Below are 21,464 nucleotides of genomic sequence, written 5' to 3' on the forward strand. Positions count from 1 at the left end.
GCAGTCTGAATCTGTGAATCAGACTCAGCTGAGCCCTCCGCCGCCGGTCGCTGTGCCTGCCAGTCCCACCCTCGACGTCGCGTCGCCTCGCACCGACGCGTTCCCGATCCGCCGGGCGACCGGGGGCGACCTCGGCAAACTGTCGGAGATGCTCGACGGTCTGTCCGAGCTGAGCCTCTACTTCCGCTTCCAGACCGCCGTCGGCCACCCGCCGCGCGCCTCACTGATCGAGCCCCTGCTAAACCCCAACGGCGAGTCCTGGGTCGCCGAGCACGACAACCGCCTGATCGCGCACGCGATGTGGGCCTGGGCTCACGGCGCCCCCGCCACGCCCACCGCCGAACTCGCCGCCATCGTCGCGGACCCCTACCAGGGCCGCGGTCTGGGCCTACGCCTCCTCACCCTGGCCGCGGCCCACGCCACCGCCGCCGGAGCCGCCCAACTTCTCCTGGTCGTCAGCTCCGCCAACGACCGAACGCTCCGCCTGATCCGCCGCCGCTGGCCCACCGCCCCCGCCGAACGAGACGGCGCCCTGATCAACTTCACCGTCCCCACCCCGATCTGACGAACCAGCAGCACCTCCCGCGCGTCAGGCGAACCATGGGCCCGAAGGCGAGGTCGGCCGAACGGTTTCGTGCGACGATCGCGCTCGCGCCTCCGGCCGGTCCCTGGTTCGGGGCCGGCCGGAGGGTGCTGGAGGTCGGTGTGGATCAGCCGAACATGCCCGGCTCGTAGAAGCCGGCCGGCTGCTGGATCATCACGTTCAGCCGGTTGTAGGCGTTGATGATCGCGATCACCGAGACCAGGGCGACCAGCTGGTCCTCGTCGTAGTGCTTGGCGGCGTTCGTCCAGACCTCGTCGGAGACGCCACCGGCAGCGTCGGCGATCCGGGTGCCCTCCTCGGCCAGCTCCAGCGCGGCCCGTTCGGGCTCGGTGAAGACGGTCGCCTCGCGCCAGGCCGCGACCATGTTCAGGCGCAGCGGGTCCTCACCGGCGGCCACGGCGTCCTTGTAGTGCATGTCGGTGCAGAAGCCGCAGCCGTTGATCTGGCTGGCGCGCAGCTTCATCAACTCCTGCGTCGCCAGCGGCAGGCTCGACCCACCGACAGCGCGTCCCGCGGAGTTGATGTACTTCAGCACCTGACCCGCGAGCGCGTTGCCTTGAAGGTTGAGACGGGCGTCCATGACGATCTCCCTCGCTGTGATTTCCGTTGTCACCCCTCTGACAGCTCTCGCCCACCCGGATGTGACAAGGACACGATGTGACCTGGATCTCTCCGTTCAGCCGGCGTACTCGGTGGCGACGTCGAGCACCCAGGTGACGCCGAAGGACGACGACGAGGCCATGGCACTCGCGATCGCCGTGCAGTCCCACCTCGACGACCAAGCCGCTCTGCGCGCGCTGACCAAGATCGTCCAGGTGATGCCGCGGCGGTTGCGCGCGCGCCTCAACGCGGTCCGGTCGGCGACGACGCCGGCGCCCTGGCCGAGCGCGACGCCGGTGGACCACGAGGTGCTGACGACGCTGGCGCTCGCCTGCCGCGACTCCGAACGCGTCCGGTTCGGCTATCGCGCGATCGACGGCAAGCAGACCGCCCGGGAGGCGGAGCCGTTGCAGTTGGTCCCGCTCGGCCGGCATTGGTACCTGGTCGCCTTCGACCTCGATCGGCGCGACTGGCGCACGTTCCGGATCGACCGGATCACGACCGCCGCAGGAACCGGTACGCCGTACGGGCCGCGGACGCCGCCGTTCGGCGACGTCGCCGGCTTCGTGCGCGCGGGGGTGCTGGGCGGGTCGCCCGGTGGCCGGTACGACGTCGAGGTGGTCGTCGAGGCGCCGGCCGAGGTCGTCAGCGCTCATTTCGGTCGCTGGGCCGAGGTGCGGGTGGTCACACCGACGAGTTGCCGCGTCGTGCTGGAGACCGACTCGCTCGACGGTCCGCTGTTCAGTTTCGGTGCCCTCGGCACCGACTTCCGGGTGGTCGGGCCGCCGGAGCTTGCGGCCGCGGTCACGGACTGGGCCGCGAGGTTTGCGCGCGCGGGCAACGCAGCAGACTAGGTGTGGAACCCGTGTGAGGAGCCCCGATGACGTTGGATCGCCATTTCGTCCGCCGTGTGGAACGCTCGACCCTCCGGTCCCGCTACCCCCGGACCATCGGCCGCAACGCCCGGCTCGGCAGCCACGGCGACGGACCGGTCGACGACATCGTCATCCTGCACACCGATACCGGGAAGACCGGCTGGGGACTGGTCGCCGGTCCGATCCCGGACGACGTGGTTGGGCGCTCGGTGGCGGACCTGGTCGACCCGGCGTCCGGCGTACTGGACGAGGCGTGGCGCGGTCTGGACTTCGCGTTGCACGACCTGGCCGGCCAGATCCTGGACCTGCCGGTCCACGCGCTGCTCGGGAGCCACGGCGAGACGACGATCCCGTGCTACGACGGCGCGATCTACTTCGCCGACCTCGACCCGGACGACGCGCCGGGTGGGGTGGACGCGGTCCTGAGGGACTGTGCGGCCGACGACGCCGCCGGCTATCGCGCGTTCAAGCTGAAGATCGGCCGGGGCAACCGCTGGATGGACCGCGCGGCCGGGGACGCCCGGGACATCGAGGTGACCCGCGCGGTCCGGGAGGCCTACCCGGACCACCGGATCCTGGTGGACGCCAACGACGGCTACGACTGCGACGGCTTCCTCGGCTACCTCCGCGCGGTCGCGGACTGCGATCTCTACTGGGTCGAGGAACCGTTCCTCGACAACGCCGCCGATCTCGCCAAGCTGCACCACCACCTGCGCGGTACCTCGACCCTGATCGCCGAGGGCGAGTCCGATCCCCAGCTGGAGACCCTGCTGGAGATCACCGCCGAGGGCAGCATCGACGTCCTGCTGATGGACGTCGTCTCCTTCGGCCTGACCAGCTGGCGCGCGGTGATGCCCCGCATCGCCGCGCTGGGCGCGAAGGGGTCGCCGCACGCCTGGGGCGTACCGCTCAAGACCCTGTACGCCGCCCAGCTCGCCGCCGGCCTCGGTCACGTGGACACCGTCGAGGGCGTCCCCGGCGAGACCGGCGGCATCGACACGTCCGCCTATCGCTGGTTGGACGGCAACCTGACCGTGCCCGACCGCCCGGGATTCGGTCTCCCGCTCACCTGACGCGAGCCGTCAGACGCGAGTCGCAGTCCTGAGCCGGTCAGGCGCCAGCCGTCACGATCGAGCGGTCACGCGCGAGCCGGATCGCCGCGCTCGCTGTCGCTGAGCCGCTGGACGCCGTGCAGGCGCTCCTCGCGGGAGGCGTCCTGGGACTCCTTCGACTCCGGCGCCGGGCACACCGGCGTCCGGCGTACCGGGCCGCCGCCGAGCCGGCGGTGCTTCCACTGCTTGTCCTCGTAGTCGTAGTAGGTGTCGACTCCGCCCACAGTCATGGTCGTGCCTTTCCGTGCTCCCCGATGGGTGCCTACTTCCAGACACACCGCTGTCCCGGTACCCAGCGGCATTCCCGTATGTCGTCAAATCGATGACGCAGGACTTGTCAGCGTTTCGATGACATGCTACAACGGTGGTGCGTATTGACAGACCGGACGACGAGCTGTGGAGGTGGAAACGATGTTGATGCGCACTGACCCGTTCCGCGAGCTGGACCGGCTGGCTCAGCAGCTGACCGGCAGCGTGACGCCGGGAACGTGGTCGCGGCCGAACCCGATGCCGATGGACGCCTACCGTTCCGGTGACGAGTACGTCGTGGTGTTCGACCTGCCGGGAGTGTCCTCGGACGCGATCGACCTGGACGTCGAGCGCAACGTGCTGACCGTCAAGGCCGAGCGCCGGCCGCTGCCGGTCGGCGACGGGGTCGAGATGCAGATGTCCGAGCGCCCGCTCGGGGTGTTCTCGCGGCAGCTGTTCCTCGGCGACGGCCTGGACGCCGAGCGGATCGCGGCCTCCTACGACAACGGCGTGCTGACGGTGCGGATCCCGGTCGCCGCACAGGCCAAGCCACGCAAGATCAAGATCGATGCCACGGGCAACGAGCCGCACCAGCTCGACGCCTGACGACCGGCCGCCGGCGGCCACTGCGAGCGGAGACACGATGGAGCAGGACGGTACGCCCGGCGACCCCGCGGCGGGCATCGCCTTCGTCGGCGACGTGGTCGCGCGGCGCGCGGACGGCGTCGACCGGACCGACCTGCTGGCAGCCCTGCAGCGGATCCGGAGTCTCCGGCAGCAGTTGACGGCGTGGGAACCGCAGCTGATCGACGCCGCACGCGCGGTGGGCGTCAGCTGGGCGGATCTCGCGCCGGCGCTCGGAGTGGCCAGCCGGCAGGCCGCCGAGAAGCGGTACCTGCGGTTGAACGCGGACGCCGAGGCGCCCGCGATGACCGGCGAGCAACGCGTGCAGGCGACCCGCGACCAGCGGGCCGGTGACCGGGCCGTGGTCGCCTGGGCGCGCGACAACGCCGCCGACCTGCGCCGGCTGGCCGGGCAGGTCAGCGCTCTGGACGGGCTCGACCGGTCCACCCAGGCGAGTGTCGACCGGGTGCACGATGCCTTGGGTGGCAGCGATTCGGCCGCGCTGCTCGAGCCGCTGGCCGACGCCGGCCCGCGACTGGCCCGAGATCATCCGCTGCTGGCCGAGCGGATCTCCGCGGTGGAGGACCGGACCAACGAGGTCCGTGAAGCCGGAGCCCGGCGGACGGTCGGTTAGCGCGTCGCCCGGGCCGGAACACCAGTTGTGAGGGGAGAACGATGAAGCTGCTGTTCGAAGTTCGTCCGGTGGAACACCTGGAGGCCAGCGTCGACTACTACCGCGGGCTCGGGCTGGAGACGCTGGGCTGGCCGGACGACGAGACGGCGCTGCTGGGCGTGCAGGCCGGCCGGCCGACGATCGTGCTGGTGCGCGACCCGGCCGAGGCGGCCCTGGGGGCAGGCGGCGTGTACGAGGTGGGCGACGTCGACGAGTTCTACCAGTCGCACGGCGAGCTCGACTGGCTGATCGCCCCGGTCAGTACGGCGCTCGGCCGGTACGCGGTCTTCGCCGATCGCACCGGCCTCTGCATTCGCGTGCTCGACCCCGATCCGCACCTGGGCACGGCGGCCGGCACGACCTTCCGGCAGTACGCCGTCGCGAGCTGATCGCCGTCACCGCAGTTCCGGCTGCGCTCAGCTCTGGCTCCTCGGCCAGAAGCCGAGGCGCACTGACGTGTGGTCGAACGTGGCCGGCAGCTTCGGCTGCGTGAGCGCGTGCCGGGTGGCCGGATCGACGTCCAGGTCGTAGTGCGCGACCGTGTGACTGGTCGCGGCGCTGGTGGTCAGCAGCACCACGTTGCGCCCCGGGCAGACGGCCGGTCCCGCGCTGAACGGGATCAGCGGCCACTCGCCGTCCGACCGTCCGTCCAGCCAGATCTCCGGCTCGAAGCTGTGGGCGAACTCCAGCTCCTCGTCGTCGCGGTGGAACACCGAGCTGACGATCGCGAACTCGGTCCCGGCGGGCGCGACCCCGTCGTTCCACCGCGTCTCCTGGCGTGCTTCGCGCAGGATGACCAGCGTGGTCGGCCAGAGCCGCACGGATTCCTGCAGGGCGGCGCCGGCGTACGCGAGTAGCGGCGAACGATCGGGATGCTCGGCCTCCTCCCGCACCGGCTCGGCGAACTCCGGCCGAGCAGCCAGTACGGCGAGCAGCCGCCACAACGCGATCCCCGCCGCGTCGAAGGCGAACAACCAGTGCGGGACCTGCCCCGCCGGATCCAGTACGCCGTCCGCGGGCGGTAGCGCGGAGACGAGACTGCCGGGCGCGGCGGCTTCGACGTACTGGCCGAGGTGTTGCTCGAAGCGGCGCCGGCGGCTGTCGTCGCGGCGATGGAACTCGGCCCAGTTGGCGTTCCCGCGCAGCCCGTCGAGCAAGCGGATGAGTTCGGTGTCGTCGCGGGCCGCGTCGCCCAGCACGATCCGCCGCACCGCCCGGAACCAGAGTGTGCGGAAGTCCTCCCACCCGAGCGTGCCGCGCAGGGTGCCGAACTCCTCGGTGATCGCGGCCAGCATCGTGTCCGCGTGCCGGTGAACCGGCCGATGGGTGTCGAGCGCCTGCTCGTTGAGGTCGCGCCGCGCGGCCCGCAGCGGAGGATCGGTGGCCAGGACGGCGTGCGGCTGGAAGTGGTTCAGAGCCCCCACCTTCTCGGTGGTGGCGGCTGAGAACGGCTCCGGCGTCTCGTCCAGGATCCGCCGGACGTCGGCCGGTCCGAGCACCAGCGCGAACGGCCGCAGCGGAAGCCGGAGCAGGACCGGGCCGTCGCCGTACTTGCGGCGCAGGGCCCGGACGCGCCGCAGCGCGCGGTCGTCGGCGGCGATCCGCTCGGCGAACCTGGTCCACAGCGGACGGCGCAGAATCGCGCCTTGGGCAACAACCGGGAGCAGGACGTCTCGAGCTGCCCGTGCGGAGTCGATGGTCGAGGCGGTCGGGAGCTGGGTCGCCATGCGGTTCTGGTGCCCCTGGTGGTCCGGGACAAACCCCGTCGGGTAGGGCGGCGGGCGCCGGGGTACTGGCCTGTCATGACGGAGACACCGCGCAGCGTCTGGCTGGCCACGACCACGATGCCCACGTTCGAGCCCGCGGCCGGAGACCTGTCCGCCGATGTGGTGGTGATCGGTGGTGGCCTGGTCGGGTTGACCGCCGCGCTGTTGCTGGCCGACGACGGCGCCGACGTGGTCGTCGTCGAGGCCCGCGGCGTCGGTGGCCGGACCAGCGGCCACACGACCGGCAAGGTGTCGTCCCAGCACGGCGCGATCTACCGCCGGCTGGCCGAGCGGCACGGTCGCGAGACGGCGAGCCGGTACGGCGCGGCGAACCAGTCGGCGATCACGCAGGTGGTCGGCCTGGTCGAGGCGCTGGCGATCGACTGCGAGCTGACCCGCGCTTCGTCGTACGCCTATACGACCTCGTCGGATCAGCTCGACGAGTTGCGGCAGGAGGCCGAGCTCTGTGCCGAGCTGGGGTTGCCGGCCCGTTTCGTGACGGAGGTCGGGATCCCGGGAGCCCTGGGTGGTGTCGAGTTCGCCGACCAGGTCCACCTGCATCCGGCGAAGTACCTGGCCGGCCTGGCGGCGGCGGTCGGTGAGCGCGGGGCCCGGATCTTCGACCGCAGCCGGGTGACCGACGTGGACACCAAGAACGACACGGTGACGGTGACCACCGACACCGGCGCGACGATCACCGCCGGGCACGCGGTGATGGCGACGCTGTCACCGATCGGCCTCACCGGTGGATTCTTCGCCCGCGTCCAGCCGCGCGGGTCCACCGGCATCGCCGTCCGGCTGCCGCACGAGGCACCGGCCGGCATGGCGATCACGGTCGGCGACCCGGTCCGCTCGACCCGGCCCTGGCCGGGCGGAGGCGCGAACGGTCTGATCGTCGTCGGCGACGCCACCCCCGAAGCCCTGGTGGACTGGGTCAGCTCGACCTGGAACACCGGCGCCCTCACCGCGGACCACTCCTGGTCCGCCCACGACTACAGCAGCCCCGACCTGCTCCCGTACGTCGGTTCGGTGCCCGGGTCCGAGCGCGTCCTGGTCGCGACCGGCTTCAACAAGTGGGGGCTGACCCAGGGCACGGTGGCCGCCGAGATCCTGTCCGACCAGCTCTCCGGGCAGCAGCACCCGTACGCCGATCTCTACCCGGCGTCCAGGATCGGGGGCCCGGCGGCGATCGCGGAGCTGATCAAGCACAACCTCAAGGTCGGCAAGGACTTCACCACCAAGCATGTGCAACGCCTGGCCGGGGCCGACAAGCCGGTGTGCACCCACCTGGGCTGCCCGCTGGACTGGAACGAGTCCCAGCTCACCTGGGACTGCACGTGCCACGGCTCGCGCTTCGCCGCGGACGGCTCCGTCCTGGACGGACCGGCGACAAAACCCTTGCGGACATAGAAAAAGCAAGGAGAACGAATCTCCCTGCCACTTTCAGGTTATAGCCGACCGGGGGACTTGCCGCAAGCCCCGGTTCGTCGTGGAGAATCCCGCAGGTTGCCGGACGAAACGTGGGGGAGTGGGCTTCATGACGGACGTTCTCGTGGTGGGCAGCGGGCCGACGGGGCTGATGCTGGCCGCCGAGCTGCGGCTGCACGGCGTCGACGTGGTCGTGCTGGAGAAGCTGACCGAGCCGACCAAGGTGGTCCGATCGCTCGGGATGCACGCCCGCACGATCGAGGTGATGGATCAGCGCGGCCTGCTGGAACGGTTCCTGGCGATCGGCCGTCAGCACCCGCTCGGCGGCTTCTTCGCGGGGATCCGCAAACCGGCGCCGGAACAGCTGAACACCACGCATCCGTACGTGCTGGCGATCCCGCAGCCGGCCATCGACCGCGTGCTGGAGGAGCACGCCGTCGAGGCCGGCGCCGAGATCCGGCGCGGCGCGGAAGTCGTCGGGCTGCGCCAGGACGACGACGGGGTCGAGGTCGACCTCGCTGACGGTGCACGGCTGCGGGCCCGGTACGTCGTGGGCTGCGACGGCGGCCGCAGTACGGTGCGGAAGCTGATCGGGGTTGGCTTCCCCGGCGAGCCGTCGACAGCCGACACGCTGCTGGGCGAGATGTCGGTGACCGCGACGCCGGAGGCGATCGACGCCGTCCAGACCGAGGTGCGCAAGACCCAGCTGCGGTTCGGCCTGATGCCGCTCGGGGACGGCGTGTACCGGGTCGGCGTACCGGCGGAAGGGGTGGCGGAGGACCGGAGCCTGCCGCCGACGTTCGAGGAGTTCCAGCGGCAGTTGGTGGTTGTCGCGGGCACCGACTTCGGAGTGCACTCGCCGCGCTGGCTGTCGCGCTTCGGCGACAGCACCCGGCTGGCCGACCGGTACCGGGTCGGACGGGTGCTGCTGGCCGGGGACGCGGCCCACATCCACCCGCCGATGGGCGGGCAGGGCCTCGGCCTCGGGGTCCAGGACGCGTTCAACCTGGGCTGGAAGCTGGCGGCCGAGCTCGCCGGCTGGGCGCCCGACGGGTTGCTGGACAGCTACGAGCTCGAGCGGCGGCCGGTGGCGGTCGACGTACTGGACAACACCCGCGCCCAGAGTGTGCTGGTGTCCTTGGAGCCGGGTCCGCAGGCGGTCCGCCGGCTGGTGTCGGAGCTGATGGACTTCGACGAGGTGAACCGCTACCTGACCGAGAAGATCATCGCGATCAACCTGCGCTACGACTTCGGCGAGGGGCACGACCTGCTCGGCCGGCGGCTGCGCGATCTGGACCTGAAGGGCGGTCGCCTCTACTCCCGCATGCACGCCGGCCGGGGGCTTGTTCTCGACCAGACCGGACGGCTCTCGGTGGCCGGCTGGGACGACCGCGTCGACCTCGTCGTCGACGTCAGCGAGGAGCTGGACGCCCCGGCCGTCCTACTCCGCCCCGACGGCCACGTCGCGTGGGCCGGCGGGGACCAGGCGGGCCTGGTCACTCACCTCGCGCGGTGGTTCGGGGCAGCGAGCGGCAGGTGAGCGCGCCGGCGACGTCGATCAGGGCGACGCCGGCCAGCAGCGCCAGGCCGATGACGAGAATGTCCGGTACGCCGGCCAGCGCCAGGACGACGGCGCTGACGGCACAGACCAGGAAAGCCGCGGCCGAGAGCAGGACGCGGAGGCTGGGCGCGGCGGTTGACTGGGGAGCCGGCGTGGTGGGCTGAGGAGCCAGCATGGCGATCACCTTTTTCGGAACGGCGACCCCGGCTCGGGCCTGACCGGGGGGACCCTCTTGTACCCAGCCGCATGCGCCCAATCACCTCCCCGCCACGGACCTCAGGCGACGGCCGGCGAGGTGGCGTCCGGAATCAGCACGGTGGGCCGGCCCGTGGGACTGATCGGGGTCGACCAGACGTCGCTGCCCTGGTCGTCGCGCTGCAGGGCGTAGAGCAGCGTGGTGTTGTCCCGCCAGAGCACCTGGTCATCGAGATGCCGGGACTCGGGCGGGTAGCTGACCCGGCGGGTGGCCAGCTCCAGTACGGCGATCCGCCAGGTGCCGTCGGGGTTCTTCTGCTTGAACGCCACCCGCCGCCCGTCCGGTGACAGCGACGGACACTCCGCGTTCTCCAGGATCGCGGTGCCCCGGTAGGAGCGGTAGTCGGCCTCGACCAGGTACGTCTTGTTCCTGCTGCCGAGCGTCACGTAGAAACGGTTGCCATCGGCACCGAACGTGGTGCCCCAGTAGTTGACGTCGGGCGCGAAGTAGCGACGGCCGTCGACGAACACCGGGAGCTCCTCGATGCTCTTGACCAGCCGGCCGGTGTCCACCTCGTACAGACCGCTGCGGGTGGAGAAGCCCGTCGCGGCGTAGGAGTCGCCGGTGACGAACAGGGTCCAGTTCACGATCTTGCCGTCCGGCGAGACCCGCGCGCGGCTCGGCGTACCGGGCAGGGTCTGCCGGTGCCGCACCTGCAGGTCTTGACCCAGGACAAGGACTTCGCTGAGCGGAGGCAACGAACCGGGCTTCGCGCGCAGGCAGATCCCGGTGCCGCGGGCGGCCGCGAAACGGTCGCACCGCAGGTCCGCGACCTTGCGCGGCGCGCCCGATGCCGCCAACGCCGCCACCTGCCCGTATGCCGGACCGGCGGCCGCGTTGCGGAACAGCACCGTGCCGGGGCTGAGGGTGATCGGCTCGCCGGTCACCACCGGCTGCGCGTTCGCGGCCGGGCCACCGCCGCGCGCCGCCACGACGTACGTGATCCCGCCGCCGACCAGGACCAGGGTGCCGAGCAGACCGAGCAGGAGCTTTCTCATCGCTTCACTTCCCAGGGTTTGGTGGCGGCGGCCGCGACGGTGACCAGCAGCAACGCGACGGTGGTGGCGATCAGGGCCGGGCGAAGGTCCCACACCGTCCACACGAGGCCGACCAGCACCGCCGACACCATCCGAGCCAGTGCCTGGCCGGTCTGGAGCAACGCGAGTCCGCTCGCCCGCAACTGCTCGGGCAACAGCGGACCCGCCGTGGCCGGCAATACGCCGTCGGTCGCCGCGTAGAAACAGCCGTGCAGGGCGAGCGCCACGACCGCGATCCAGTTGCTGGTCGCCGGTCCACAGATCAGGAGCAGCGCGAGCACCAGCGCCGCGTGCCCGGCGAGGAAGACCCTCCAGCGTCCGACCCGATCGGCCAGCCGGCCGAGTGGCACGGCGAGGAGCAGGAAGATTCCCGTCGTACCGAGCGCCAGCAGGGGGAACCAGGTGCTCTCGATCTCCCAGCGACGCTGCAGTGCCAGGTACACGAACGAGTCGGTGATCGTCACCAGCCCGAGCGCCGCGGCCCAGCCGCAACACCGCCGGAACGACTGGATCCTCAGCAGACCGACCATCGTGCGCAGCGGTACGACGGTCGGCCGGTCGCCGCGCTGCCGGTGGTCCTTGACCAGCAGCACCAGGAGCAGGACGCCGCAGCCCGCGAGGCAGAAGCTGGCCACGAACACCGCGCCGTAGTCGCCGAGACTCGCCCACAGCACGCCGACCGCGACCAGCGGTCCGAGGAACGCGCCGAAGGTGTCCAGCGCGCGATGAACCCCGAAGGACCTGCCGAGCGTCTCGGGTTCGCTGCTCAATGAGATCAGCGCGTCGCGGGGCGCCGTACGGATGCCCTTGCCGGCTCGGTCGACGGCCAGCACCGCACCGATCGCCGCGACCGAGGAGCCGGCCGCGAGCAGGCCGAGCTTGCAGATCGCGGACAGGCCGTAGCCGATGCCGGCGACCGCCTTCAGGCGCTGCCAGCGATCGGCGGCGTGCCCGCCGACGAGCCGGAGCAGCGCCGTCGAACCGGCGTACAGGCCGTCGAGCAGGCCGAACTGCAGAGGGTTCAGCCCCAGGCCGAGGACCAGGTAGAGCGGCAGGATCGCGGTCACCATCTCGGCGGAGATGTCGGTGACCAGGCTGACCACGCCGAGGGCCAGGACGTTCCCGGGAACGCGGTGCCACCGCGGGGTGCCGCCGACCCGGCGCGTGGCCTGGTCGGCGGCCCGGCTGTTCGCCAGATACATCAGCCGTCCCCGTCAGTGGCAGGTGTAGGTCGGGCTGCTGTCGAGCACCTTGCTGTCCAGCCCGATCAGCTGGGTGGAGAAGGTGTTGTCGGTCATCGAGAGTTTCAGGGCACCGTGCGTCGAGAGGATCTTGGCCGTCGCCGGGTGCGCGGCGTGTACGTCGTACAGGGGAGCGCCGCCCATGCCGCCGATGATCTGGACCGGTCCCGCCGGGTCGGCCTGGCCGTTGACGTTCTGCGGCAGGAACCGCTCGTAGTGGTGGTCGTGCCCGTTCAGCACCAGGTCGACCTTGGCGCCGACCAGCGTCTGCCAGAGCTGGATGCTGTCGGGGTTGTCGCCGTGGTCGCCGGAGCTGAAGCGCGGGTGGTGGTAGTAGGCCGCGATACAGCCCTTGGTGTTGCGGGCCAGATCCTGCTTGAGCCAGGTCAGCTGGGCCGGCTCGGCCAGGCCCTCGCCGGTGACGAAGTCGTTGGAGTCCAGCGCGATGAAGTGCCAGTTGCCCTTGTCCCAGCTGTAGTACTGCTTGCCCTGCGGCGTCGCGATCGAGCCGAAGTACGCGCGGTAGCCGGCGAACGGGGTGTCGTCGTAGGACTCGTGGTTGCCGGGGATCGGCTTGGTGATCGCCTTGAACTTGCCCCACGACTTGTCGTAGTAGTTCCGGAAGTCCGACAGGTGGGCGTCGTCGTACTGGTTGTCGCCCATCGTGATCACGTTCGCCGGGTTCATCGCCTGGATCAGGCGGGCGGTCTTCGGGTGCACGCAGCTGGAGTCGGACTCGGTGCACCGGTCGGCGATGTCACCGGCCGCGCCGAGCACGAAGGCGCCGGTGCCGCCGGAGCCGGTCTGCACGGTGATCGCCTGGCTCGGTCCCGACAGGTTGCCGGCCAGGTCGCGGGCGCGGACGGCGTACTGGTACGTCGTACTGGCGGTGAGGCCGGTGTCGTTGTACGACGTGGACTCGGTCTGGGCGACGACGACGCCGTTGCGCAGGACGTCGTACGAGCCGACGCCGACGTTGTCCGTCGAGGCGGTCCACTGGAGCGCGGCCGACGTCGCGGTGACCGCGCTGCTCTGCAGACCGGTCGGGACGCTCGGCGGCTGGGTGTCGCCGCTGGAGTCGGCGGTGCCGTAGACCTCCAGCTCCCACAGCGAGTACCCGTACGGCGTGCCGCGCTGCGTGCCGACCAGCCGGACGTAACGACCGTGGGCCGTCAGTCCGGTCAGGTCGTCGACCGCACCGTTGCCATCAGCAACTTCTTTGACGGTGCGGAAGTCGGTGCCGTTGTCGGACACCTCGATCCGGTAGACCTTGGCGTAGGCGACCTCCCAGTTCAGCTTGACCCGGCGGATCGTGGCGGGCTGACCGAGATCGACCCGAATCCATTGCGGGTCAACGCCTTCGGTGCTGGCCCAGCGGGTCGTCGTACTGCCGTCGACGGCCTGACTGGCCGGCAGGGTGTCGTCTTCGATGCTGGAGGCAAGTACTGGTTGCCGGGCCGAGAGCAGGACGTCGGCGGAGGTGCGCGCCGTGGCCTGCGAGCCGCCGAGGGCGACCAGCACGGGGAGGGGGAGGAGGACGGCAAGGACCGTGCGCAAAGCCATGAGGACTCCTAGGGGCGATCGGAGCTAACTAATAGGAAACTTACCTAACAATTAAACTCCGGTCCAGAGGTCGCGGCCCATTGACGCCGGGGTGGCCTGCCTTCACGCTCGGAGCAGCGGTTGGGTGGCCGCGTCATCCGTTGTGGGGGTGGGGGATTGTGGCGCGTGAGGTGATCCGGCCGCCGGCCGGCCCGGTGCCGGCGGCGGTGACCAAGGATCTGAACCGGTTGGGGGCTGCGCTGGACGAGCAGCTTCCGGCGAAGGTCGACAACAACCTGCTGATCGGGACCTGGAACATCCGGGGATTCGGCGGGCTGACGCCGAAGTGGCGGTCGGGCCCGAACGACCAGCCCAAGCGGGACTGGCACGCGCTGGCCTGTCTCGCGGCCGTGGTCGAGCGGTTCGACGTGACGGCGATCCAGGAGAGCAAGCGCGACACGACCGCGCTGATGGCCCTGCTGCACCGGCTCGGCGATCGCTACCGGGTGATCGTGTCGGACGCGACCGAAGGGGCCCCGGGCAACGCCGAGCGGCTGGCCTACGTCTACGACTCCGAGCGCGTGCAGCCGTCCGGACTGGTCGGCGAGATCGTGCTGCCGGCCGCCGCGGACCACGAGGTCGAGCAGTTCGCGCGGACGCCGTACGCGGCGGCCTTCGTGCGCGGCGGGACCGACTTCATCCTCACCACGGTGCACGTGCTGTGGGGCAAGGGCCCGAAGGACCGCCTCGGCGAGGTCCAGGCCTTCGCCGACTGGATGCGCAAGTGGGCCGACCGCCCGAAGGACTGGAACCACAACCTGCTGGTGCTCGGCGACTTCAATCTGGACCGGATCGACGATCCTCTGTACGCCGCCTTCGTCTCGACGGGACTGTGGCCACCACCGGACCTCGGCCTGGTGCCGCGGACGATCTTCGACAACGACAAGGACCACCACTACTACGACCAGATCGCCTGGTTCAACGATCCCACCGACCCGGACCTGCCGCCGATGCTGAACGGCCTGACCTTCACCAACCGCTGCGGCAGCCTGGACTTCGTCCCGCTGGTGCTGAACGGGCTGACCAAGTCCCAGCTGTCGTTCCGGATCTCCGACCACTACCCGCTGTGGGTGGAGTTCACCGTCTGATGAGCGGCAAGGTTTCGCTGCTGTTCACCGACATCGAGGGATCGACGGTCCTGCTGCGGCGCCTGGGTGACAGCTACCTGGACGCGCTCGAGGGGCATCGCCGGATCCTTCGCGACGTGTGGCGCAGGCACGACGGGGCCGAGCAGGGCACCGAAGGAGACAGTTTCTTCGTGGTGTTCCCCAGCCCGGTCAACGCGGTCCGGGCGGTGGTCGACGGGCAACGGCGGCTGGCGCGGCACGAGTGGCCGGGCGGCGAGCGGCTGAAGGTGCGGATGGGCATCCACACCGGTACGCCGGGGATCTCGGACGGCGACTACTGGGGAATGGATGTCCACCGCGCCGCACGGGTCGCGGCCGCGGCGCACGGGGGCCAGGTGATCGTGTCGTCGACGACCAGCGACCCGGTCAAGCACGAGTTGCCCGACGGCGCCGCGTTACGCGATCTGGGCACGCATCATCTGAAGGACATTCCCGAGCCCGAGCGATTGTTCCAGGTCACCGTCGCGGGGCTCGAGGCGGACTTCCCGCCACCCCGGACGCTCGGTACGGCGAGCAGCCTGCCGGTTCCGGCGACTCCCTTGCTGGGCCGGGACGGCGATCTGGCCCGGCTGGACGAACTGATCCGCCGGCCCGACGTACGGCTGGTGAGCCTTGTCGGCCCGGGCGGAGCCGGCAAGACCCGGTTGGCGATCTCGACGGCGGCGACGACGATCAACCAGTTTCCGGGTGGGGCCTATTTCGTGCCGCTGGCGGAGGCGGAGTCGGATGAAGTGATGTGGTCCTCGATCGCCGAGGCGCTGGACGTGCCGCCGCGAGAACACCCGCCGGCGCGGCTCACGTCGTACCTGGCGCAGCGCAGGTTGTTGCTCGTGCTCGACAACCTGGAGCAGGTCGACGGCGCGGACCGGGTGGTCGCCGGGATTCTCGACCGGGCGCCGCGGGTCAAGATCGTTGCCACGTCGCGGCGACCGCTCGGGCTGACCGCCGAGCAGCAGCATGTGGTGACGCCGCTGGACACCGACACCGACTCCGCCGCCGTCGAGCTTTTCGTCCAGCGCGCGACCGCGGCGCATCCCAGCTTCGCGGCGACCGCCCCGGACCGGGCTCTGGTGGCAGCCATCTGCCGACAGCTCGACGGGCTGCCGCTGGCCATCGAGCTGTGCGCTCCGCGGGTCCGGGTCCTCAGCCTGGAGGAGCTGCTCGAACGCATCGACCGTCGGCTCGACATCGCGTCGACGACCAGGGCGATCCCCGACCGGCAGCGCACTCTGCGCGACACCATCGCCTGGTCCTACGACCTGCTCAGCCCCGGGCTTCAGCGTCTCTTCCGCCGGCTTGCTGTCTTCTCCGGCGGCGCCGACCTGGCCGCGATCACCGCGATCGCCGCGGACCCGCTCGACGCCATCGACCCGCTCGACGCCGTCGCCGAACTGCACAACGCGAATCTGGTCACCGTCACCCCGGGCTCGCCGACCCGGTTCGCCCTGCTCCGGACCATCGGTCAGTACGCGAGCGAGAAGCTGGCCGCGACCGCGGAGGCCGACGACCTGCGCGCCGCGCACGCGACGTACTACGCCGATCTGGCCACCGAACTGCGCGAGCTGCGCGAGTCCCGGCACCTGACCGCCCGCGACCTCGCCGAGGCCGAGGTCGGCAACTTCCGCGCCGCGTTGTCCTGGGCAACTTCTTTCGACACCGCCGCGAGCCTTCGCCTGTGCGCGGCCCTGAGCTGGCTGTGGGTGATCACCGGGGATCTGGCCGAGGGCCGCCGCTGGCACGAGACGGTGGTCGCCCGCGCCGGTACGACGCCGTCGGCCGACCTCGCCGCCTGCCTGCGCGGACTGAGCAATCTCCTTCTCGTACAGGGCGAACCGCATCGCGCCCTGACCGAGGCGCTCCGGGCCCGGGAGATGTCGAGCTCCCTGGGGGACCGCTCCGGCGTCGCCTGGGCGATGAGCCTGATCGGTACGGCGCAACGCCAGCACGGCGATCTGGAGACCGCACAGCGAACTCTTGCCGAAGGTCTGGAACTCCACCGCCGGCTGGACGACAAAGGCCGCCTCGCCCGCATCCTCGGCAACCTCGCCGGCGTCGAGGAGGAACTGGGTCACCTCGATCGTGCCGAGGCGCTGCTGCGCGAGTCGCTGGCCGTGCTCGAAGGACTCGGCGACGCCCACGAGACCGCCGTCCAGGGGCAGAACCTCGCCTACCTGCTGGCGGTCGCCGGCCGGGTCGACGAGGCGAGCACCCTGGGCCGGGGCCTGATCCCCACCGTGCTCGGTCTGGGCAGCCCCGGCTTGACGATGGCCTTCGCGAACACCATGATGACGATCCTCGCGCGGCAAGGTGACGCGGGCATCGCCGGCCGCTTGTTCGGGGCCGAGGAGGCGATGGGTGAACGCCTGGGCGTGGTGAATCCGTATCACGCGGACGAACTTCAAGAGGTCTTGACCCTGGTCGCCGACATGATGAGCCCTGAGGAGTGGCAGGCCCACCGCCACCACGGTCGCTCCGAGCGGGTGGAGGACCTTCTGGCCGGCCTCGAGCGTTAGGCCCGGGCAGGCCGGGGGCATTGAAGTGTACGACCTGGGCCGGCCAAGAAGGCCGGCTGTGGAACGAGTAACGGAGCGCCGCTATGCATTGGTACCTGGATGTTCTGAAGAAGTACGTCGTGTTCAGCGGCCGGGCCCGCCGCAAGGAGTTCTGGATGTTCACGTTGTTCAACGTGATCATCTCGATCGTCCTGTCGGCGATCGACCGGATGATCGGCACCGACAGCTCGGGCACCGGCCTGCTGGGCGGCATCTACTCGCTGCTCGTCCTGCTGCCGAGCCTCGCGGTCACCGTGCGGCGGCTGCACGACACCGATCGCAGCGGCTGGTGGATCCTGATCGGGCTGATCCCGATCATCGGCTGGATCGTGCTGCTGGTCTTCGAGGTCCAGGAGGGCACCGCGGGCGACAACAGCCACGGCCCGGACCCGAAGGCGCAGGAGCGGTTCGGCACCGCCGCAGGCAGCGCGGAGCCGGGCTACCCGACCGTCTGAGTCACAAAGAACGCCACTGAGCCCGCGCGCCGATCCGGCGCGCGGGCTCAGTTGCTGTTCGCCGCTCTAGTTGTCGTCGGGTTTCGGTTCGGCCATCCGGCGGTGGACCGCGGCCTTGAGCTTGTCCGGCAGGACCTTGTTCGCCAGTTCCTGGGCCTTGGTGGTCAGCGACTCGGCGACCGCCCGGTTCTTGCCGGCCAGCATCGCCTCGAACCCCTGTTTCGCGACCGCGGCCGGATCGTCCTTGTCGGCTTGGCCGACCGGGGTGTCGTCCATCCCGGCGCGGTGGAAGAAGTTGGTCTCGGTCGGGCCGGGCATCAGCGAGGTGACCGTGACGGGGGAGTCCTTCAGTTCGTCCTGCAGCGCTTCGATGAACGACTGCAGGAACGACTTGGTCGCGTTGTAGACCGCCTGGTACGAGCCGGGCATCGTCGCCGCGATCGACGAGGTGATCAGCACCCGGCCCTCGCCGCGCTGGACCATCCCGGTCAGCACCGACTTGGCGATCGCGACCGTCGGCTTCACGTTCAGGTCGATGATCCTGAGCTCGTCGGCCAGGTCGTTGTCGACGAAGGCGCCGCCGAGGCCCGCGCCCGCGTTGAGCGCCGCGGCCGCCAGTGGCCGGGTGCCGACCACCGTCATCAGGCTCTGCACGCCTTCCGCGGTGGTCAGGTCGAGCCGGGTCGCCTCGACCTGGACCGACGCGTCACCCGCCGTCCGCAGGGCCGGCGCGACCGTCTCGATGCCGTCGTCCTCCGCGGTGATGATCAGGTCGTACCCGTGTGTGGCGAACTGTTTGGCCAGCTCCAGCCCGATACCACTCGAGGCACCGGTCACCAGGGCCAGCGGACGGTTCTCGGTCATCAGTCGCTCCTCCAAAATCCCCACCCGCGGGTCGTTGTGTCGGTCGAGCCCTTTCCCGGTACCCCGCCCGATTCACCGATTCCGCCCCGCCGGCGCCCCGGCCGTGAATTGCGGTCCGGGGTGGGTACCGACGCGGGATGAGTGCAGAACGCGGCGTACCCGGAGCAGAGGCGGACAAGCCCTCGGAGATCCCTGCCGGCGGGTGGTGGCAGGTCCTCCGGCGGGCCTGGAAGGAGGCGCAGGCCGACCAGGTGCCGTTGCTGGCGGCCGGGGTGGCCTTCTTCGGTTTCCTGGCGTTGTTCCCGGCCGTGGCGGCGGCAGTGCTGACCTACGGGCTGGTGGCGGACCCGGCGCAGATTCGGCAGCAGGCCGACGAGCTGGGTTCGGCGATGCCGGCCGCCGGGCGCGACCTGTTGCTGCAGCAGATCGACGCGCTGGTGTCGGCGCCGCGCCAGAGTCTGGGGATCGGGCTGGCGATCGCGGTCGTCGTCGCGTTGTGGAGCGCGTCGGGTGGCGTCGGCAACATGCTCACCGCGGTGAACCTGGCCTACGACGAGGAGGAGACCCGCGGCTTCGTCCGCCGTAAAGGCCTGGCGCTGCTGCTGACGCTCGGCGCGATCGTGTTCGTGCTGCTCGCGGTCGCGCTGTTCTCCGTCGGCGCCGCGATCGGGGACGACGTGGCGACGCCGATCCGGATCGCGCTGGCGGTCGGGCGGCTGGTGCTCGCGATCGTGCTGATCACGGTCGTGCTCGCGGTGATCTACCGGGTGGGACCGGACCGGGACGCGCCGAAGATGCGGTGGGTGTCGATCGGCGCGGCCGTCGCCACGGTGATCTGGCTGGTGGCGTCGGTCGGGTTCTCGCTGTACGTCGAGACGTTCGGCAACTACGCGAAGACCTACGGCAGCCTGGCGGCGATCGTCATCCTGATGCTGTGGTTGTGGATCAGCGCCTACGCGATCCTGCTCGGCGCCGAGATCAACGCCGAGGCCGAGCAGCAGACGGCGCGGGACACCACCAAGGGAGACCCGCAGCCGCTCGGCGAACGCGGCGCGGTGAAGGCCGACTCGGTTCCGGGCTGACGCTGCGTTTCTGATCGATCACGCAGGGTACCGGCACGCGACGGTCGAAGAGAACGGGGTCGACGGCGATGACGATCGAACGGGTGCTGGGCCGAACGGCGTACGACGTCTCGGGAGCGCGGATCGGGCCGATCGTGACGTTGCACAGCTGCACGCCGTCCGGCGAGATCGCCTGGGCGACGGTGGCCCGCGGCATCACGGGCGCTCAGTACGCGCTCGTGCCGCTGACCGGAGCCCGGGTGTCCGAGGACGGCGTACACCTCAAGGTCGAGAAGGCCCTGATCAAGCAGGCGCCGCAGATCGAGGTCGACGGAGCGCTCTCGGAGTCCGAGCTCGCCCGGCTGGCGCATCACTACGGTTTGACCGCCGACCAGAGCACGACACCGCGCGAGGTCCGCCCCCGCCGCAGTACGGCGTACGCGCGGCTGGGAAGCACTCGCCGCCGACCGGCCGCGCGTCCTGGCCAACGGCGATCCCGCGAGGCCGAGCCGCGCCCGGTCACCGTGCGGCACGACGTCCAGCTCCGCCCGCCGCGCCACACCGCGGACGGGCTGATCGGCAGGATGCGTGCCTTCCTCCGGCGCTGGCTTCGGTTCGGGCGGTGAAACGAGCGAGTCCTCGCCGGCCGGGCCGGCGAGGACTCGCTTGGTTCTGAGGGCTGTCAGTCGTTCCAGCGCAGCAGCGCCGCGGCGGGTGCACCGCCCAGCGAAGCGCGCGGCATCACGACGACGTTCGCGCCGGTGCGGGCCGCCGCGGCGACCAGCGCCTGGTCAGCGGGCAGCGGCTGGTCTTCCGGTACAGCGCCCACGTCGAAGCCGGGGTGATCGCGGACGAGAAGCTCGACCTCGCGTGCGGCGCCCGGGTCGAGCAGAAGGGTGTCGACCTGACCCTTGACGAACGCGTCGGCGATGTCGCCTGCTCCGGTCGCCACGGCGGAACCCTGGCCGAGACGATCCTTCAGCTGATGGTGGAGTTCGAGCCGACGAGCCACCGTGTATTCCAGCAGTGCCTCGCGGATCGCCTGTTGCTGCGCCTCGTCGCCGCCGTCCTCGGCCCGGCCTCCGCTCTCCAGCCGGACGACGGTGGCCCGCTCGTTCTTCAGCCGCTCCTCCACCTGGGCCACCGACCGGGGGTCACCGGCCAGCAGCACCAGCCGGACGCCGGAGGTGATCACGCGGTCGATCTCGTCGGCCACCGCATCGGCGTTCCGGCTCCAGACGTTCTCGGTCTCGTGCTGATAGCGCAGCGCCGACCATCCTCCGACCGGCACCTTGTGCACGTGCGTCGTCTCGCCGCCGGCCGAGGTCTCGCTCTCCGGCTCCGGTACGTCGGACTGGTACACGGCGACGTCACCGCCTTCGTGGTCGACCAGCGCCAGCACGAACCGGATGTTCCGCTCCGCCGACTCGACCCAGCGCGACAGGTCCGGCAACGGACCCCAGTGCACCACCGGCTGGTCGATCCGCTCGTGCACGAGCTCGTCGAAGACCACTCCGCCGGTGTTCGCCACGACGGTCCGCGTCACCGGCGCGGGCTCGTCGGCCGGCTCGCTCAGCCGCGCGGTCACGACCTCGACGACAGCGTCGTCGGCGCCTTGCTCGGCAAGCTGCTCGCCCGCCGCCCGGACCCGCAGTTCGTGCTCGTGCGCCCCCGACTCACTGTCGTGGCTCACGTCCAGAGTCACTGTCGCGAACGGTCCGTCGGCCTGAAACACGTTGCTCAGTCTGCTGGCATCCATAGCCGCCGGGTACCCAGC

The 21,464-nt window shown here is 70.7% G+C and carries 22 protein-coding genes; 13 read left to right on the top strand and 9 right to left on the bottom strand.

Annotation, left to right across the window (positions count from 1 at the left end; all coding sequences use genetic code 11):
* The first annotated feature begins 13 nt into the window (after positions 1–13).
* Positions 14–565 carry a GNAT family N-acetyltransferase gene (locus ACQPXM_RS10720; protein ID WP_432947358.1) on the top strand — a complete coding sequence of 184 codons (552 nt, stop codon included), beginning with the start codon at positions 14–16 and terminating at the stop codon, positions 563–565.
* Between the two features lie 145 nt (positions 566–710).
* Here the strand turns inward: ACQPXM_RS10720 and ACQPXM_RS10725 are convergent, their stop codons facing one another.
* Positions 711–1,184, bottom strand: coding sequence for a carboxymuconolactone decarboxylase family protein (locus ACQPXM_RS10725; RefSeq protein WP_432947360.1), 474 nt, complete (start codon positions 1,182–1,184; stop codon positions 711–713).
* Between the two features lie 112 nt (positions 1,185–1,296).
* Between ACQPXM_RS10725 and ACQPXM_RS10730 the strand changes: the two genes are divergently transcribed.
* A complete protein-coding gene (locus tag ACQPXM_RS10730) occupies positions 1,297–2,058 on the top strand; it encodes a helix-turn-helix transcriptional regulator (RefSeq protein WP_432947362.1) in 762 nt (253 codons plus the stop codon).
* A 26-nt stretch (positions 2,059–2,084) separates the two neighbouring features.
* Positions 2,085–3,152, top strand: coding sequence for a mandelate racemase/muconate lactonizing enzyme family protein (locus ACQPXM_RS10735; protein WP_432947364.1), 1,068 nt, complete (start codon positions 2,085–2,087; stop codon positions 3,150–3,152).
* Positions 3,153–3,217: 65 nt separating this feature from the next.
* Here ACQPXM_RS10735 and ACQPXM_RS10740 read toward each other — a convergent pair whose 3' ends face one another.
* On the bottom strand, positions 3,218–3,421 hold the full coding sequence (locus ACQPXM_RS10740) for a hypothetical protein (protein ID WP_432947366.1): 204 nt from the start codon (positions 3,419–3,421) through the stop codon (positions 3,218–3,220).
* 181 nt (positions 3,422–3,602) lie between these two features.
* On the opposite strand from ACQPXM_RS10740, the gene ACQPXM_RS10745 reads away from it, so the two are divergent.
* Genes ACQPXM_RS10745 through ACQPXM_RS10755 form a run of 3 tightly spaced genes read left to right on the top strand, consistent with a single transcriptional unit; the run spans position 3,603 to position 5,126 of the window.
* Positions 3,603–4,046 carry an Hsp20/alpha crystallin family protein gene (locus ACQPXM_RS10745; protein ID WP_432947368.1) on the top strand — a complete coding sequence of 148 codons (444 nt, stop codon included), beginning with the start codon at positions 3,603–3,605 and terminating at the stop codon, positions 4,044–4,046.
* A 37-nt stretch (positions 4,047–4,083) separates the two neighbouring features.
* The gene (locus tag ACQPXM_RS10750; protein WP_432947370.1) at positions 4,084–4,698 is read left to right on the top strand and encodes a hypothetical protein; all 615 of its coding nucleotides are present in this window, start codon (positions 4,084–4,086) and stop codon (positions 4,696–4,698) included.
* A 41-nt stretch (positions 4,699–4,739) separates the two neighbouring features.
* Entirely contained in the window at positions 4,740–5,126 is a 387-nt protein-coding gene (locus ACQPXM_RS10755; protein ID WP_432947372.1) for a VOC family protein, read from the top strand.
* Positions 5,127–5,153: 27 nt separating this feature from the next.
* On the opposite strand, the gene ACQPXM_RS10760 is transcribed toward ACQPXM_RS10755, so the two are convergent.
* The gene (locus tag ACQPXM_RS10760; RefSeq protein ID WP_432947374.1) at positions 5,154–6,464 is read right to left on the bottom strand and encodes a cytochrome P450; all 1,311 of its coding nucleotides are present in this window, start codon (positions 6,462–6,464) and stop codon (positions 5,154–5,156) included.
* A 75-nt stretch (positions 6,465–6,539) separates the two neighbouring features.
* On the opposite strand from ACQPXM_RS10760, the gene ACQPXM_RS10765 reads away from it, so the two are divergent.
* Positions 6,540–7,913 (top strand): FAD-dependent oxidoreductase, encoded by a 1,374-nt coding sequence (locus ACQPXM_RS10765; protein ID WP_432947376.1) that lies wholly within the window; start codon positions 6,540–6,542, stop codon positions 7,911–7,913.
* A 127-nt stretch (positions 7,914–8,040) separates the two neighbouring features.
* Positions 8,041–9,471, top strand: coding sequence for a rifampin monooxygenase (rox, locus tag ACQPXM_RS10770; RefSeq protein ID WP_432947378.1), 1,431 nt, complete (start codon positions 8,041–8,043; stop codon positions 9,469–9,471).
* Here the strand turns inward: rox and ACQPXM_RS10775 are convergent.
* The 4 genes from ACQPXM_RS10775 to ACQPXM_RS10790 form a co-directional block, all read right to left on the bottom strand.
* Positions 9,428–9,667: a hypothetical protein gene (locus ACQPXM_RS10775; protein ID WP_432947380.1), complete on the bottom strand. Its 240-nt coding sequence runs from the start codon at positions 9,665–9,667 to the stop codon at positions 9,428–9,430. The genes rox and ACQPXM_RS10775 overlap by 44 nt on opposite strands.
* A 101-nt stretch (positions 9,668–9,768) precedes the next feature.
* Entirely contained in the window at positions 9,769–10,746 is a 978-nt protein-coding gene (locus ACQPXM_RS10780) for a hypothetical protein (protein ID WP_432947382.1), read from the bottom strand.
* Complete coding sequence (locus tag ACQPXM_RS10785; protein WP_432947384.1) at positions 10,743–11,987, bottom strand: MFS transporter; 1,245 nt, start codon at positions 11,985–11,987, stop codon at positions 10,743–10,745. Before ACQPXM_RS10785 ends, ACQPXM_RS10780 begins: the two co-directional genes overlap by 4 nt.
* 12 nt (positions 11,988–11,999) lie before the next feature.
* Positions 12,000–13,589 carry a discoidin domain-containing protein gene (locus ACQPXM_RS10790; protein ID WP_432947386.1) on the bottom strand — a complete coding sequence of 530 codons (1,590 nt, stop codon included), beginning with the start codon at positions 13,587–13,589 and terminating at the stop codon, positions 12,000–12,002.
* Positions 13,590–13,747: 158 nt separating this feature from the next.
* Between ACQPXM_RS10790 and ACQPXM_RS10795 the strand changes: the two genes are divergently transcribed.
* The 3 genes from ACQPXM_RS10795 to ACQPXM_RS10805 all read left to right on the top strand — a co-directional run bounded on the left by ACQPXM_RS10795 (position 13,748) and on the right by ACQPXM_RS10805 (position 17,762).
* Positions 13,748–14,716 carry an endonuclease/exonuclease/phosphatase family protein gene (locus ACQPXM_RS10795; protein ID WP_432947388.1) on the top strand — a complete coding sequence of 323 codons (969 nt, stop codon included), beginning with the start codon at positions 13,748–13,750 and terminating at the stop codon, positions 14,714–14,716.
* Positions 14,716–17,268 carry a tetratricopeptide repeat protein gene (locus ACQPXM_RS10800; protein WP_432947390.1) on the top strand — a complete coding sequence of 851 codons (2,553 nt, stop codon included), beginning with the start codon at positions 14,716–14,718 and terminating at the stop codon, positions 17,266–17,268. Before ACQPXM_RS10795 ends, ACQPXM_RS10800 begins: the two co-directional genes overlap by 1 nt.
* A gap of 83 nt (positions 17,269–17,351) precedes the next feature.
* Positions 17,352–17,762, top strand: a complete 411-nt coding sequence (locus tag ACQPXM_RS10805; RefSeq protein WP_432947392.1) for a DUF805 domain-containing protein — start codon at positions 17,352–17,354, stop codon at positions 17,760–17,762.
* 66 nt (positions 17,763–17,828) lie between these two features.
* Here ACQPXM_RS10805 and ACQPXM_RS10810 read toward each other — a convergent pair whose 3' ends face one another.
* On the bottom strand, positions 17,829–18,626 hold the full coding sequence (locus ACQPXM_RS10810; RefSeq protein ID WP_432947394.1) for an SDR family NAD(P)-dependent oxidoreductase: 798 nt from the start codon (positions 18,624–18,626) through the stop codon (positions 17,829–17,831).
* Positions 18,627–18,763: 137 nt separating this feature from the next.
* On the opposite strand from ACQPXM_RS10810, the gene ACQPXM_RS10815 reads away from it, so the two are divergent.
* Both ACQPXM_RS10815 and ACQPXM_RS10820 read left to right on the top strand, forming a co-directional pair.
* Entirely contained in the window at positions 18,764–19,708 is a 945-nt protein-coding gene (locus tag ACQPXM_RS10815) for a YihY/virulence factor BrkB family protein (RefSeq protein ID WP_432947396.1), read from the top strand.
* Between the two features lie 68 nt (positions 19,709–19,776).
* Positions 19,777–20,313 carry a hypothetical protein gene (locus tag ACQPXM_RS10820; RefSeq protein ID WP_432947398.1) on the top strand — a complete coding sequence of 179 codons (537 nt, stop codon included), beginning with the start codon at positions 19,777–19,779 and terminating at the stop codon, positions 20,311–20,313.
* A 56-nt stretch (positions 20,314–20,369) separates the two neighbouring features.
* Here the strand turns inward: ACQPXM_RS10820 and ACQPXM_RS10825 are convergent, their stop codons facing one another.
* Positions 20,370–21,380, bottom strand: coding sequence for a Vms1/Ankzf1 family peptidyl-tRNA hydrolase (locus ACQPXM_RS10825; RefSeq protein WP_432947400.1), 1,011 nt, complete (start codon positions 21,378–21,380; stop codon positions 20,370–20,372).
* Positions 21,381–21,464 lie beyond the last annotated feature (84 nt).

This window comes from Kribbella sp. CA-253562, assembly GCF_050942265.1.
In the GTDB taxonomy this organism is placed as follows: domain Bacteria; phylum Actinomycetota; class Actinomycetes; order Propionibacteriales; family Kribbellaceae; genus Kribbella.

Excerpts from the sequence above, each read along its gene's own strand:
- ACQPXM_RS10725 (WP_432947360.1), bottom strand. The coding sequence starts at position 1,184 with ATGGACGCCCGTCTCAACCTTCAAGGCAACGCGCTCGCGGGTCAGGTG.
- ACQPXM_RS10735 (WP_432947364.1), top strand. The coding sequence starts at position 2,085 with ATGACGTTGGATCGCCATTTCGTCCGCCGTGTGGAACGCTCGACCCTC.
- ACQPXM_RS10740 (WP_432947366.1), bottom strand. The coding sequence starts at position 3,421 with ATGACTGTGGGCGGAGTCGACACCTACTACGACTACGAGGACAAGCAG.
- ACQPXM_RS10745 (WP_432947368.1), top strand. The coding sequence starts at position 3,603 with ATGTTGATGCGCACTGACCCGTTCCGCGAGCTGGACCGGCTGGCTCAG.
- ACQPXM_RS10750 (WP_432947370.1), top strand. The coding sequence starts at position 4,084 with ATGGAGCAGGACGGTACGCCCGGCGACCCCGCGGCGGGCATCGCCTTC.
- ACQPXM_RS10755 (WP_432947372.1), top strand. The coding sequence starts at position 4,740 with ATGAAGCTGCTGTTCGAAGTTCGTCCGGTGGAACACCTGGAGGCCAGC.
- ACQPXM_RS10760 (WP_432947374.1), bottom strand. The coding sequence starts at position 6,464 with ATGGCGACCCAGCTCCCGACCGCCTCGACCATCGACTCCGCACGGGCA.
- ACQPXM_RS10765 (WP_432947376.1), top strand. The coding sequence starts at position 6,540 with ATGACGGAGACACCGCGCAGCGTCTGGCTGGCCACGACCACGATGCCC.
- rox (WP_432947378.1), top strand. The coding sequence starts at position 8,041 with ATGACGGACGTTCTCGTGGTGGGCAGCGGGCCGACGGGGCTGATGCTG.
- ACQPXM_RS10775 (WP_432947380.1), bottom strand. The coding sequence starts at position 9,667 with ATGCTGGCTCCTCAGCCCACCACGCCGGCTCCCCAGTCAACCGCCGCG.
- ACQPXM_RS10780 (WP_432947382.1), bottom strand. The coding sequence starts at position 10,746 with ATGAGAAAGCTCCTGCTCGGTCTGCTCGGCACCCTGGTCCTGGTCGGC.
- ACQPXM_RS10785 (WP_432947384.1), bottom strand. The coding sequence starts at position 11,987 with ATGTATCTGGCGAACAGCCGGGCCGCCGACCAGGCCACGCGCCGGGTC.
- ACQPXM_RS10790 (WP_432947386.1), bottom strand. The coding sequence starts at position 13,589 with ATGGCTTTGCGCACGGTCCTTGCCGTCCTCCTCCCCCTCCCCGTGCTG.
- ACQPXM_RS10800 (WP_432947390.1), top strand. The coding sequence starts at position 14,716 with ATGAGCGGCAAGGTTTCGCTGCTGTTCACCGACATCGAGGGATCGACG.
- ACQPXM_RS10805 (WP_432947392.1), top strand. The coding sequence starts at position 17,352 with ATGCATTGGTACCTGGATGTTCTGAAGAAGTACGTCGTGTTCAGCGGC.
- ACQPXM_RS10810 (WP_432947394.1), bottom strand. The coding sequence starts at position 18,626 with ATGACCGAGAACCGTCCGCTGGCCCTGGTGACCGGTGCCTCGAGTGGT.
- ACQPXM_RS10815 (WP_432947396.1), top strand. The coding sequence starts at position 18,764 with ATGAGTGCAGAACGCGGCGTACCCGGAGCAGAGGCGGACAAGCCCTCG.
- ACQPXM_RS10820 (WP_432947398.1), top strand. The coding sequence starts at position 19,777 with ATGACGATCGAACGGGTGCTGGGCCGAACGGCGTACGACGTCTCGGGA.